The organism is Pseudomonas sp. NPDC089395 (assembly GCF_044749525.1).
Taxonomy (GTDB): domain Bacteria; phylum Pseudomonadota; class Gammaproteobacteria; order Pseudomonadales; family Pseudomonadaceae; genus Aquipseudomonas.
In genome coordinates, this window is the sequence record NZ_JBIVID010000006.1 from 337,130 (window position 1) to 349,917 (window position 12,788).

General features: G+C 59.7%; 12 protein-coding genes. 8 read left to right on the forward strand and 4 right to left on the reverse strand.

All coding sequences use genetic code 11. From position 1 onward, the window contains the following. Window positions 1-16: 16 nt before the first annotated feature. The 4 genes from tssC to ACIPZG_RS16105 all read right to left on the reverse strand — a co-directional run bounded on the left by tssC (window position 17) and on the right by ACIPZG_RS16105 (window position 3,994). Window positions 17-1,519 carry a type VI secretion system contractile sheath large subunit gene (gene tssC / locus ACIPZG_RS16090; protein ID WP_400715341.1) on the reverse strand — a complete coding sequence of 501 codons (1,503 nt, stop codon included), beginning with the start codon at window positions 1,517-1,519 and terminating at the stop codon, window positions 17-19. Window positions 1,520-1,533: 14 nt separating this feature from the next. After that, a complete protein-coding gene (gene tssB / locus ACIPZG_RS16095; protein ID WP_008100185.1) occupies window positions 1,534-2,067 on the reverse strand; it encodes a type VI secretion system contractile sheath small subunit in 534 nt (177 codons plus the stop codon). Between the two features lie 63 nt (window positions 2,068-2,130). Then, complete coding sequence (locus ACIPZG_RS16100) at window positions 2,131-2,880, reverse strand: hypothetical protein (RefSeq protein ID WP_400639646.1); 750 nt, start codon at window positions 2,878-2,880, stop codon at window positions 2,131-2,133. A 562-nt stretch (window positions 2,881-3,442) separates the two neighbouring features. Beyond that, window positions 3,443-3,994 carry a hypothetical protein gene (locus tag ACIPZG_RS16105; RefSeq protein ID WP_400639645.1) on the reverse strand — a complete coding sequence of 184 codons (552 nt, stop codon included), beginning with the start codon at window positions 3,992-3,994 and terminating at the stop codon, window positions 3,443-3,445. 102 nt (window positions 3,995-4,096) lie between these two features. On the opposite strand from ACIPZG_RS16105, the gene tri1 reads away from it, so the two are divergent. The 8 genes from tri1 to ACIPZG_RS16145 all read left to right on the forward strand — a co-directional run. Then, complete coding sequence (gene tri1, locus ACIPZG_RS16110) at window positions 4,097-5,212, forward strand: ADP-ribosylarginine hydrolase Tri1 (protein WP_400715343.1); 1,116 nt, start codon at window positions 4,097-4,099, stop codon at window positions 5,210-5,212. A gap of 102 nt (window positions 5,213-5,314) precedes the next feature. Then, on the forward strand, window positions 5,315-6,019 hold the full coding sequence (locus ACIPZG_RS16115; RefSeq protein WP_400715345.1) for a hypothetical protein: 705 nt from the start codon (window positions 5,315-5,317) through the stop codon (window positions 6,017-6,019). Window positions 6,020-7,269: 1,250 nt separating this feature from the next. Then, window positions 7,270-8,238 (forward strand): hypothetical protein, encoded by a 969-nt coding sequence (locus tag ACIPZG_RS16120; RefSeq protein WP_400715367.1) that lies wholly within the window; start codon window positions 7,270-7,272, stop codon window positions 8,236-8,238. Continuing rightward, a complete protein-coding gene (locus ACIPZG_RS16125) occupies window positions 8,239-8,934 on the forward strand; it encodes a hypothetical protein (protein ID WP_400639639.1) in 696 nt (231 codons plus the stop codon). Between the two features lie 26 nt (window positions 8,935-8,960). Beyond that, a complete protein-coding gene (gene tssI / locus ACIPZG_RS16130) occupies window positions 8,961-10,817 on the forward strand; it encodes a type VI secretion system tip protein TssI/VgrG (protein ID WP_400715347.1) in 1,857 nt (618 codons plus the stop codon). A gap of 11 nt (window positions 10,818-10,828) precedes the next feature. Next, window positions 10,829-11,413: a hypothetical protein gene (locus tag ACIPZG_RS16135; RefSeq protein WP_400639768.1), complete on the forward strand. Its 585-nt coding sequence runs from the start codon at window positions 10,829-10,831 to the stop codon at window positions 11,411-11,413. 35 nt (window positions 11,414-11,448) lie between these two features. Further along, entirely contained in the window at window positions 11,449-11,916 is a 468-nt protein-coding gene (locus tag ACIPZG_RS16140; protein ID WP_400715349.1) for a DcrB-related protein, read from the forward strand. A 6-nt stretch (window positions 11,917-11,922) separates the two neighbouring features. Then, window positions 11,923-12,788 (forward strand): PAAR domain-containing protein (locus ACIPZG_RS16145; RefSeq protein WP_400715351.1); only part of this gene is annotated, 866 nt, incomplete at its 3' end.

Consider the following 12,788-nt stretch of genomic DNA (forward strand, 5'->3'; position numbering starts at 1 on the left):
GTACACACGGGGCCGGTCAGCCGCGGGCGCCTTGTGGCAGTTCGGCGACCAGGCGCAGCGAGGCGGTCAGTTCGTCGAGCTGGTAGTGCGGCCGCAGGTAGGTCACCGCCTTGTACACGCCCGGCTTGCCCGGCACTTCGAACACTTCGGCGCGGGCTTCACGCAGCGGGAACTTGGCCTTGGCCTCCTGGCTTGCGGTGTCGTCGAGCAGCACGTAGCTGGCCAGCCACTGGTTGAGGAAGCGCTCGACGTCCATGCGCGAGGCGAAGCTGCCGATCTTGTCGCGCATGATCGCCTTCATGTAGTGGGCGATGCGCGAGGTGGCGAAGATGTACTGCAGCTGCGCCGACAGGCGTGCGTTGGCGTTGGCGATGTCGGTGTTGTACTGCTTCTGCTTCTGCGTCGACTGGGTGCCGAAGAAGGCGGCGTAGTCGGTGCCCTTGCAGTGCACCAGGGGGATGAAGCCCAGGTCCGACAGCTCTTTCTCACGGCGGTCGGTGATGGCGATTTCAGTCGGGCACTTGAGGGCGATTTCGCCGTCGTCGGTGTTGAAGGTGTGGGTCGGCAGACCTTCGACCAGGCCACCGCCTTCCACGCCGCGGATCGCCACGCACCAGCCGTAGCGCGAGAAGGCGTCGGTGACGCGGGTGCCCAGGGCGTAGGCGGCGTTCATCCACAGGTACTTGTTGTGGTCGCGACCGTCGACGCTTTCGACGAAGTTGAATTCTTCCACCGGCGTGGTTTCGGGGCCATAGGGCAGGCGGCCGAGCACGTGGGGCAGGGTCAGGCCGACATAGCGCGAGTCTTCCGAGGCGCGGAACGACTTCCACTTGGCGTACTCGACGGTGTCGAAGATCTTCGCCAGGTCACGCGGGCCGGACATGTCGGTGAACGAGTCCCAGCCGAACAGCTCGGGCGAGGCTGCCGAAATGAACGGCGCGTGGGCCGCGGCGGCCACGTGCGAGATCTCTTCGAGCAGGTACATGTCTTCGGGGTTGCGGTTGAACTCGTAGTCGCCGATCAGCATGCCGAACGGCGCGCCACCGAAGGTGCCGTACTCTTCTTCGTAGACTTTCTTGAACAGCGCGCTCTGGTCGAATTCGCTGGCGGCCTTGAGGTCGCGCACCAGGTCTTTCTTGGAGGCGTTGAGCAGGTGGATCTTCAGCGTGGAGCTGGTTTCGGTCTGGTCGACCTGGTACTTCAGGCCGCGCCAGGAGGCTTCCAACTGCTGGAATTCACGGGCGTGCATGATCTCGTTCATCTGCTCGGAGAGCATCGAGTCGATCTCGGCGATGCGCGCGTCGAGCACGGCGATCAGGTCCTTGCTCGGGGTCATTTCGCCTTCGAGCACCTGGTTGACCAGTTCGCCGATCAGGTCGCGGGTGCGGCTGCGCTCGGTGTCGGAGCGGGCCACGCGGCTTTGCGAGATGATGCTGTCGAGCAGCGAGGCCTGCGGGGCGAAGTTTTCCACTTCGACCAGGTCGGTGTCCTGCTGAGGGAGTGCTTGTTTGTCGGTCATCGTCTGGCTCCTGCTTACTCGTTGCCGTCGGTGGCGGGGACGGCGGCCTCGCGACCGAATTCCTTGCCCAGGGTTTTCAGCTTCTCGGTGTTCTGCAGCACATCCATCAGCAGCTCTTCGAGCTTGTCGTTGCCGCCCATCTTGTTGCGCAGGTCGGCCAGCTTGTTGCGCACTTCCAGCAGCTTGCGCAGCGGCTCGACCTGCTTGACCACGTTCTGCGGCTCGAAGTCTTCCAGGCTGTTGAAGTTCAGCTCGACGCCCAGCTGGGTGCCGTTCTTGGCCAGGGTGTTGTCGACGCGGTAGGTCAGGCGCGGCTTGATGCCCTTGAGCACGCCGTTGAAATTGTCGCGGTCGATGTAGACGAACTTGCGATCCTTGAGCTTGGGCAAGGGCTCCAGTGGGTTGCCGGAGAAATCACCCAGCACGCCGACGACGAAGGGCAGTTCCTTTTTCTCCAGCGCATCGCCGATGTCCACGTCATAGGTGATGTGGACCCGTGGCGCGCGAACGCGGTCGAGTTTGTGCTGGGTGCTTTCCTTCTTCGCCATCGTGATCTCCAATGCGAGCAATTCGCTGCGAATCTTGGCGCGGCCCGGTAACGGGCACGCGCGTTACAGTCCTTCGATCGTCAGCAGCAGGCGCTGACGGATTTCGTCGTTCATTTCCAGGATGTTGTCGCGCCCCACCAGCTCTTCGAAGCTGGTGTTGCCGGCAATCTGCGTGCTGCTGCGGATGACCGAATCGTCGGGCAGTTCCGAACGCACCGGCGCGCTGATGACGCAGAACGGCAGGTCGCCCAGGCCCTTGAGTCGCTCGAAGCTCAGGCCGAAGCGCAGGCCTTCGAACAGCCGGCCAAGGCCGGGCGACTTGCTCAGGCAGTAGAACAGCACCAGGTAGTGCACCACGAAGCGGTACAGCTCGGCGCTGCTGCGATTGGGGTCGTTGATGACGGCGCGAAAGCGCGCAAGCTCGAAGCCCTGGAAGCCGACCACCCAGCGCACTGGGCTGGTGATGCGGATGACCTGGCCGTTCTGGGCCAGGACCTTGTCGTATTCGAGCGGGAACAGTTCGGGGGTGGTGCTGATGAGGTTGAGCGGCACGTCCAGCGCGCTGACCAGCTGGAAAGGCGCGGCGCAGCCGATGCGCTCGTAGAGTTCGATGAGCGACTGGAAGTGGCCCTGGGTTTCGCGCCCGCTGCTGCGTTGCGCGCCCTGCAGGTATTCGCCGAACAACGTTTGCGGACGGATCAGCGGGGCCACGGTGGCGAGGTAATCCGACGCCTGCGCCTTGAGCGCATCGGAAATAGCCCGCGTCTGGCTACGCAGCTTGATCAGTGCTTCGACGTCAAACGTCTGTGTCATCGGTAAATCGTCCATGAAGCTTTGTGTTCGTCCCGTAACGCCGTTGGCGCGGACCTGAAACTGGGTGCTGGCACATGAATAGCGTGTTGCCAGCAATGCCGTGTAGGGCAGTTCGCAGTCGGAGAAGTTCCAGCGAAGTCGCCGATTTTTTCCCTGTTTTGTGAACGGGCGCAATGGTGTCGCATTGCTATCGGCTGGCGGTTGAGCGCGCGAAAATCAGGGGGTAAGCCCCGTAGTGACAGGGTTTTTGGCGGGGCAAATGACCGACGAAATTGCTGAGAAATTATTTTTGGAAAGGTGATGTGGGTCGCATTTTGAGTTGCTTGGGAAACTTCGGTTGGGGCTTGGCAATAGGCCATCCAATGATGGCAATGCGACGGAATAGGGCGCGCTGAGTGCGCAGGTTCTGGCGATTGGTTGTGTCAGTCACGGCCCTATCGCCGGCAAGCCGGCTCCCACATGTACGGCGCCGATTTTGAATACTGCGAGATACCTGTGGGAGCCGGCTTGCCGGCGATAGGGCCGGAACTGCCACTGAAGCAGCCAAGGGTCATCATCGAGACTATCTGCCATCGACCTGAATGCAGATGTCCTTCTCGCCGACTCTTTTGCACGGCCAATGGTCGTTGATGTAGAAATCCGGCGTGAAGCACACGCGCTCATCGTTCACCCAGAACATCTGCCAGCCGGACCCCGAGATCCGCAGCTTCGGGCAAGACCAGTAGCCCTTCGCCGAAAGCGTGGCCGTGGTCAGCGCGATCATCCCCGGGGCGAGGCAGGCCATCATCACCAACGTCAACTGCAGCGAGCGCAACTGAAACCCGTAGAGCCACGAAGTCTTGGGTGGGTCGAACTTCTGCCCGGTCCACGCAGCGATTGCGCAGGCCACGATCATCAAGGGTGTCAGCGCAATTCCGGCGATTACGAAGAAGCCCTTGAGCGGCGTTTCCACGACCGGCGCATTGCGGTAGAGGCGGCCATAGAGCGGCACGATCTCCGTCCACAGCACATAAACGCCAAGCGCCCCCACGGCAAGCATGCAGAGGGCGAAGCCGATGGCCATCAACCTGAAGAGAAGAGGGGATCTGACATGGAGTTCGGGATGATTCCTCACGGTGACCTCAGCGTTCCTTGCTTGGTTAGCGTCGTTGCTAGGTTACCGCAGGGGTGCGCAGAATAGGTGCACGGACGAGACCACCCAATGCAAGGAATCCGCATGATCGACCTCAGAAGCCCGGATGCAACCCTGAGCGAATACGCGCAGCGTTACAACCACCTGTACCCCGAGCCATCGCCGCAGTTGCTGCAGCGCATGGACTACATGCTCAAGCCCGACGCCCCCAGGCTGCCTCGCGTGAAACCCGCCTGGCTCAACGACCGGCCCTGCACGTTATCACAGGACCAGGCGCTCGACCGCGCGCAAGGCGCACTGCTGGGGTTGGCGATTGGTGATGCGGTGGGCACCACGCTGGAATTCCAGCGCCGTGATGTGGGGCGGGTTGACGACATGGTCGGCGGTGGGCCGTTTCGCCTGACACCTGGCGAGTGGACCGACGACACCAGCATGGCGCTGTGCCTGGCGGATACCTACGTAACCCACGGCACGTTCGATTTCGCTGGGTTCGCCGATGCATTGGTGCGCTGGTATCGCCGGGGCGAGAACAGCGTCAATGGCCGCTGTTTCGATATCGGCAATGTCACCCGCAGCGCACTTGAAAGCTGGGAGACACAGGGCCTTGCAGGGCCGGTGAATCTTGAACCCTCTGCTGCAGGCAACGGGTCGTTGATCAGGCTTGCGCCAACGGCCATTTTCCGCCGCCATTCGCTCTCGGCAACCTGGCGCGAAAGTGCGACGCAGAGCAGGGTCACCCATGCCACCCAGGAGGTGCTGGACTGCTGCAGCCTGTTCGGCGCCCAGTTGCATCTGGCGCTCAATGGCGCCGACAAGCACGAAGCGTTGGCGCCGAAAGTGCGGCCACTGCTGCCTCGGGCCAGGATCATCAATGCCGGCGAATACAAGCTCAAGTCACGCGAGCAGATTCGCTCTTCCGGTTATGTGATAGACACGCTCGAAGCCGCGCTGTGGGCCGTTTGGCACACCGATAATTTCAGGGACGCGATACTGCTGGCCGCGAACCTTGCCGACGATGCTGACAGCGTGGCGGCCACGGCGGGGCAAATTGCCGGGGCGTTGTATGGGGTGTCGGGAATGCCGCCGGAGTGGGTGGCCAGGGTGGCCTGGGCGCAGCATATTCGGGGGTTGGCGACCCGGCTGTTCGAGGCATCGCCTCAAGGTGATGAGCTCGACGAGCTGGCATACGACAGCCATTGATGGGCTGATTCGCGGGCTTAGCGGCTCACTTGGTCATGGGTGACGATGTGACGGGCCGGGGAACGAGCCTCGGTGATTTCTTGAGAGGCGATGATTAGGCTTATGTTTACCACAGATCGGTTCTTCACCAAGATTGGGGCCGCATGGTTTTTGATTGTAATGCTCTCGGTGTTCATCGCTGGGGCAGGTCCAAAACTACTGGCCATTCCAGCGGTTGCCGCTGTCATCGCGATGACCGTGTGGTGCATCGAGTGTGCCTACCGGACCGAGCGTTTTGTGAATTACGCCAATCTACGCATGTTTTTCAACTTGGCGTACTCGCCGCTCTTCGCAACGATGGTTACGCTTATGCTTACCTACAAGAAAATGAAGTTGAATGCATTGACCTCTCTTGTGATGGGGCTTGCACCTCTCGTGTTGGCACTGTTGGCATACACGTTGGCTTATTACTGGCCTGGCAAGAGCAGCGCGCTGCAGTTTCAGGGTAACCGTGTGGAGTCCAACGAGCCTGCGCAAGCGGTTCAATGGTGGCAGGCTGGTGCGTCGGCTGGTCTCGGCAGCGTGGCCTATCCGTTGATGAAAAGCCATGGTGTGCCTATGACCGGCTTGATCTACGTATTCGTTTTTCTATCCCTGTTCATGATCTTCTATCACCGTGACAACATCACGGCGCTCAGAAAGTTGAAGGCGCGGGAAATGCGTGAAAAGCGACGTTTCACTTTCATGGATATCGAGCGTATTCAGGCAATGAGGGCCGAGTCCTGGCTAGGCAGGCTATTCGCCATCAGGGGGCGTCGAGGTTCGTAGTCAAGATACGTGGAGGTTTCGCCTCAGGGGTGGGAAGATGACAGGTGAGCGCTCGAAAGCATTCAGCTGTCACCTATTGCTACAAGATTATTCCCCTGGCAGGCGAATCTTCAAGCCATTGGCCGATTGTTCTGCAATCTAATAAACATGAAACAAAGCCGTCGAGCTTTGGCCGTCGATGAGCGTTGCGTAAAACGAGGCGTAGGCAGCCTCAAGGTCGCGGTACGCGCCCAAATTAGAATTACTGGCGCCCATCAACCTGGATGCAGGCATTTTTATCACCCATGCGCTCGCAAGGCCAGCCGTCAGTGGTATACGAGTCAGGCTTGAAGCAATACCGTTCATCATTGACCCAGTACACCTGCCAGGCAGATCCCGAAATCAGCAATTTTTGGCAGGGCGTGTAACCTTTGGCCCACAAGCCTAGTGTCACTAGTAGCGCAAGCGCAGGCGCTATGTAAATTATTGACCACAGTGTCAATCTATAAGAATTGTGCTGAAAACGGAATAGATGGGTGTTGGAGGGAGGATCAAACTTCTTTGCATGCCAGCATGCGTACGCTGAGGTGATTACAAGTATTGGGCTGACCGTGCACATGGCGATGAGCATGAACCCTAGGTACGGGGTTACCACGATGGGTGCATTTCTATACATTCTGCCTACTAACGGGAATACATCGTGTACCAGCCAATAGGCTGAAAGTAAACCTAAAATACCTGTGAAAATACCAGTGGAGAGTGTCACGAGACGAAACAACTGTGGTGAACGCTCGTGAAACGCATGGGGTTGATGTTTGGTCATTGTTGAAATTACGCCTGTGACAGTCCTTGATAAGTATTGATGCATAGACAAAAGATGGCGCAATGCCATCTCGTTCATAATGGCTAATACAAAAGCTAGTTGATGGCATTATGATGCCATCGAGTGTTATTCATAGTTGACAGCGTCGCGCATTCCGGTGTTTCCTGCGCCCTTCATAGCGCTGCCGACAAATCCATTTGTGATCTGTTTGGCATTTTCTGGTGTTATTGGGAACTTTGCTTGGCCGCATAGGTCGCAGGGCCTGATTGGTGGGCCGAAGTGCGCAAGTCGCGCAAGCAGGATTTTTGACAAGGATTTCAGTGAGCATGGAGCTTTCTCCGCCAGCAGGCACCTACGCTGCCGCCATTTGTCTTCACGCCCACGCCCCTCAGCGAGCAGCACGGAGGGCGGCGTGAACAGAATCTATCCCTGTACCGCAGCCGACCCGATGGGCACCGGCGGGCAAGACGGCCTCCTTGGGCAAGGCGACTTGCCTTGGCCAAGTGTTGTAGCCGCGAGAACCTACGCCAGGATGGATGTAGGCGGCCTTTATTCGGCTGATGACATGAGTGCCGCCGAGTTTCTTGTCGCAGAACTTCAGTCGTCCGAAACGCAATTGAGTGCTGACGAAGCCGAGGAATACGCGCAGTTACTTTATAGCCTGATTGCAAAAATGGAAAAATCCGGGCGTTTTGCCGCGGATGAACTGCTGGCCATCAAGGAGAAGGCCGAGAAGATTCCAGTCGTAGGGTCACTATTATTTTCAACTGCAAATTTACCCGGCACGCTTGCCAACGTTGCTGCGCTAGGCCATGCCGCATCCAAAGCCACCAAAGTTGAAAACCTGCTGAACATGACGGATGCCACGCGCGGCAAACTGAAGAAGTGGGCAGCGTCACGTGGCAAACCCGGCAGTGTGTCTGCCGCCAGGGCCATGAAAGGGCGCCTGAAACTGGTGCGCATGGGCGCAAACCTCTACTTCGAAATACCCGCCAATAGCCAGGCAAGTTTGTACAGGCTGCCCGGTCGGGGCAGTAACCTGCATGTGGCTGCTTTCAATACCGCCAAGGCGATGCGTGCAACTGCCCATATTGACTCGGCCGGGTACAGCAGCCGTGGTGTAGGCAAAGTACTGACGGGGGCCAAATTAGGCGGCGCATTGGCGTTCGGCCCCCAGGCTTACCTGGATGCGACGGAGGCAAAAAGTGTCTCGGAGTTCTTTCAGAAGTCGGCTTATACCCAGCCAACCAATGCATTGGCCTTCGGTGTCGGGGTATTGGTCGGCGGGCTGACAGGGCCGGCTGTAGCCGTAATTGCCTTCTCTTTGGGTGCGGGTTTGGCAGTTCAGTTTTTCATGAGTGACGATTTTTCGGGGCTGGGCACTACCCTGGGTAATTTCTTGACGGGTAAGGAATAAATGTTTACCACAGAACGTTTCTTTAAAAAAATCTGGTCGGTGTGGCTGCTGGTCGTGATATTGGCCCTGATGATGACCGGCGTGGCGCCGCCATTCATGGCGGTGCCGGCGATCCTGATCATTATCACTATGACGCTGTGGTGCATCAATTGTGCTTACCGCAGTGAGCACTTTGTAAGTTTCGCGAATTTGCGCATGTTCTTCAATATGTCGGTTGCACCCATGTTCGCATCGATGCTGATACTGGGGGTTACCTACAAGAAAATGAAGTTGGGAGCGGCGACTTCTGTGATGTTAGGGCTCGCGCCCGTCGTGCTGGTGTTGTTGGCCTACGCAGTGGCTTATTACTGGCGCAGTAAAAGCGATATTCTCCATTTTAAAGGGCAACGCGTGGAATCCATCGAGCCGCCCCAGAAAGTTCAGTGGTGGCAGGCGGGTTTGGCGGCGGGCTTGAGCAGCGTGATCTATCCGCTGATGAAAAGCCATGACGTGCCGGCCACTGGGCTGATCTACTTCTTTGCGCTAATGTCCGTGTTCATGGTGTTTTACAATCGTGACAAGATCAGTGCACTCAGAGAGCTGAAAGCGCGCGAAGCGAAGGAAAACCGTCAATACACATTCATGGATATTGAAACTATTCAGAGCATGCGTGCTGCCTCGTGGTTGGGCAGGCTGTTCGCCGTCCGGGCACGCTGATGTTCGCAACTGACAGGGAGTAGTTTATGTTGACCGACGTTCTTTCCATGCTCGCGCCCCAGAACAGGCGCCTGTTCAAGCTCAATATCCTGTCGCAGAGTGCCAACGACGAGTTTCTGCTCGAGCACTTCTCGGGCAGCGAAGCCTTGTCCAAGCTCTACGAGTTCGACCTGGCGCTGCTCAGCCAGCAGAGCGACGTAAAGCTCAAATCCCTGATTGGCAGCCCGGCCACCGTTGAAATCGAATTGGCCGACGGTTCCTACCGCCATGTCAACGGTTACATCAACCGCTTCAGTACCCAGGGCAGCGATGGCGGCTATGTGCGCTACGCCGCCGTGCTGGGGCCATGGCTGTGGATGCTGACCTGCCGCTTCGACACGCGGATCTTCCAGGAAAAAACGGTACAGGACGTCGTCAGTGAAGTGTTCGCCGGCTTCGGCTCACTGGCCAAGTACGAATTTCGCCTGAGCAAACCGCTCAGGTCGCACAGCTACATCACCCAGTACCGCGAAAGCGACTTCAATTTCGTCCAGCGCCTGCTGGAGAACGAAGGGCTGTTCTATTACTTCGAGCACACCGCCGACTCGCACCTGATGGTCATCACCGATGACTCCAGCACCCTGGTGCCATTGCCCGAACAACCGCAGATCCGCTTCCACTCCGCGTCGGTGACCGAAACCGCCGACTCGATCACCCAGTGGCAGGCATCCAGGCAGCTGCAGTCCGGGAAGATCGCCGTTCGCACCTTCGACTATCGCCAGCCGCGCAACTTCCTCCCGGTGACCATGCAAAGCCTCAACGAGCAGGGCGACGTGGACCAGTTCGAGGTCTACGACTTCCCGGGGCAATACACCCACGGCACCTACGAAGACGGCGAAGCCATGGTGCGCAACCGTATCGAAGCGCTCGAGTTGATGGGCAAGACCTTCTACGGAGACAGCAACTGCCGGGCCATGAAGCCCGGCTACACCTTCGAACTCACCCAGCACTACGCCCACGACATGGGCGATGCCGAGAACCGTCAGTTCCTGCTGCTGAGCGTGGAGCACCGCGGCAGCAACAACTACATGACGGGCGACCAGGCCGGTTACCTGAACCGTTTCGTCTGCGTGCGCAAGAAGATCGCCTACCGCCCGCAACTGAGCACCCGCAAGCCATTGATCAACGGCCCGCAGACCGCCATCGTCGTCGGCCCGCCCGGTGAAGAGATCTTCACCGACGAGCTGGGCCGGGTGAAGCTGCAGTTCCACTGGGACCGCCAGGGCCAGTTCAACGACCACAGCTCCTGTTGGGTCCGCGTCGCCCAGTCCGGCGCCAGCGGCGGCTTCGGCAGCATCCAGATCCCCCGTGTCGGCGACGAAGTGGTGGTGGTATTCCTCGACGGCAACCCCGACCGCCCGCTGATCATGGGTAGCCTGTACAACAGCACCAACACCCCGCCCTGGGCGTTGCCGGCGAACAAGACCCAGAGTGGCTTCCTGACCCGGTCGATGAAGGGCGACGGCGGTACGGCCAACTTCTTCCGCTTCGAGGACAAGGCCGGCGCCGAGCAGATCATCATGCATGCCGAGCGCAACATGGATACCGAGATCGAGCTGGATGAGACCCATGATGTGGGGAACAACCGGACGATCACTGTCGGTGGTGCGCATACCGAAACGGTCAAGAAGGACACCGTGGTGCACGTGACCGAAGGCTCCTACACCCTTCAGGTCGACAACCAGTTCATTCAGGTGGCCGCCAAGCAGCACATCATCCTGCAGGTGGGCGACAGCAGCATCACGCTGACCCCGGAAGGTATTTCGATCAAAGGCAAGGTGATCACCACCACCAGTACCGATACCACGCAGATCACCGGCGCTGCCGTGCGGATCAACGACTGAGGCCGATGACGATGAGGCGGACCTCGATCTACGACCGCATCTCTGCCAAGCGCGAAGCCCAGGAAGAAGCAGATCGCCTGGCGAAGCTCGCAGAGGCCGCCAAGGTGCTGGAGCCAGTGCCCGAGCCGACACCGGAACCTGTCGCGCTGCAGGACGTGCCCAGCGGTTTCAGCTTTGCCGGTTTCAACCTGCAATTCCCGGTGGGTTTCCGCTTTTGCGACATCCAGACCACCCTCGAACATGAAGGCGAGCCAGTCACCCTGCAGATCCGCCGCCGCGATGTGCGTGCCGGGCAGACCCTGGAGCAACTGTTCGAGGCCGCGATCCTCGCCCTGCGCGAATCGAATCCGCAACTGCGCGTGATTCGTCAGCGCGACTGTCACCTGGCAGGCAGCGCGGCCAAAGCCTTGGATTTTCACTTCAATGCCGGCCATGAACCGCGACACGGTCGCCTGGTGGGCGCGCTGGTGCCCATCGAAGGCAGCAACACGCTGCAATGGCTGGATATTTCCTGCGTGATCGACCCGACCAGACCGAGCCTGAGCCTGTGGCTGGTGGAGTTCGACCTCATGCTCGAAAGACTCGCGTTGCGCTGACCCCAACGTTTTTTGCTATCAGGAATTTTCATCGCATGGACTACGAGTTGCAGGAAGGCGGCATTGCGCTGCCAGCAGGTTTCGAGGACCGCACGGTCAACATGTTCGTTCTGGGCGCCAGTGTTCCCGCGCCCTTGAGCATCACCATCTCCCGCGACACGCTGCTACCGGACGAAGCACTGCAGGCGTACGTGGAGCGGCAGATCAAGATGCTCACCTCCAAGCTGCGCGGCTACACCCGGCTGGGCAACAAGGCCGTGTCGCTGTCGGCAACAGCGCCCATCCCCGGCATCCAGATCGACGCCTATTACCTGAACCAGGGCCGCCCGCTGTACCAGCGCCAGGCGGCTTTCATCATCAGCCCCGGGCGTGCACTGATCTTCTCCACCACCGCCCAGGCCGACTTCAGCGCCCAGCAGAACCAGGACTGGGACAACCTGCTGGCCAGCTTTACCCCGCGCAACCCGGTCGTAGCCAACGCCGAGCCCGGCGAACAGGAGTAACCCCTCATGTTCGAAGCGGCCAGGTTCGGCGACGAGATATCGCACACCAGCGCACTGGGGGGCTTCCTGATCGGAGCTGCCTTAGGGATTGCGCTGGTGGCCACGGTGGCCATCGCCACCTTCACCTGCGGGTTCGGCGTGGCGTTGCTCGCTGGCCTTGCGGCAGGCATCGGAGGCAGCTTGCTGACCGCTGCCGGAGAGGCGATAGGCAGTATGTTTTCATCCCCCTCAGGGACGATCACGACTGCCTCACCCAACGTCTTCATCAACAGCCGCAAGGCCGCCCGCGTCGAGAAGAGCATCGGCGCCTGCGACAAGCACCCAGGGCCGGTGCAGATCGCTGAGGGCTCGACCAACGTCTTCATCAACAGCGTCGCGGCGGCGCGCAAGGGCGACAAGCTGACTTGCGGCGCGACCATTTCCGGTGGTTCGGGCAATGTCATCATCGGTGGTGGTACGTACCGCTACCTGCCGGTGGACGATGAAATTCCTCAGTGGCTGCGTACCACCGTGGACGTGCTGATGGCCATCGCTGGCGCCGCAGGCGGTATCGCCCAGCTGATCAAGGCCGGCACCCAGGCCGGCATGAAAGCGGTCATGCCCTGCGCCCTGAAGTTCACCGCCGGCTTTGTCGCTGGCGAAGTCGCCAGCCGCTACGTGGTCGAACCGGTGGCGCGCAGGGCCATTGGCGGCCTGGTCGGCAACCCGGTCGACCTGACTACCGGGCGCAAAGTAATTCCCGATGAAATCGACTTCAGCCTGCCGGGCCTGATGCCGATCGAGTGGTCGCGCTTCTACGCCAGCGACCTCAGCGTGGACAGCGTGCTCGGCCGTGGCTGGGTGTTGCCGTGGGAACAAAGCCTGCGCCGCAA

Coding starts and splice junctions, on each gene's coding strand:
- tssC (WP_400715341.1), bottom strand. CDS start 1,519: ATGACCGACAAACAAGCACTCCCTCAGCAGGACACCGACCTGGTCGAA.
- tssB (WP_008100185.1), bottom strand. CDS start 2,067: ATGGCGAAGAAGGAAAGCACCCAGCACAAACTCGACCGCGTTCGCGCG.
- ACIPZG_RS16100 (WP_400639646.1), bottom strand. CDS start 2,880: ATGACACAGACGTTTGACGTCGAAGCACTGATCAAGCTGCGTAGCCAG.
- tri1 (WP_400715343.1), top strand. CDS start 4,097: ATGATCGACCTCAGAAGCCCGGATGCAACCCTGAGCGAATACGCGCAG.
- ACIPZG_RS16115 (WP_400715345.1), top strand. CDS start 5,315: ATGTTTACCACAGATCGGTTCTTCACCAAGATTGGGGCCGCATGGTTT.
- ACIPZG_RS16120 (WP_400715367.1), top strand. CDS start 7,270: ATGGGCACCGGCGGGCAAGACGGCCTCCTTGGGCAAGGCGACTTGCCT.
- ACIPZG_RS16125 (WP_400639639.1), top strand. CDS start 8,239: ATGTTTACCACAGAACGTTTCTTTAAAAAAATCTGGTCGGTGTGGCTG.
- tssI (WP_400715347.1), top strand. CDS start 8,961: ATGTTGACCGACGTTCTTTCCATGCTCGCGCCCCAGAACAGGCGCCTG.
- ACIPZG_RS16135 (WP_400639768.1), top strand. CDS start 10,829: ATGAGGCGGACCTCGATCTACGACCGCATCTCTGCCAAGCGCGAAGCC.
- ACIPZG_RS16140 (WP_400715349.1), top strand. CDS start 11,449: ATGGACTACGAGTTGCAGGAAGGCGGCATTGCGCTGCCAGCAGGTTTC.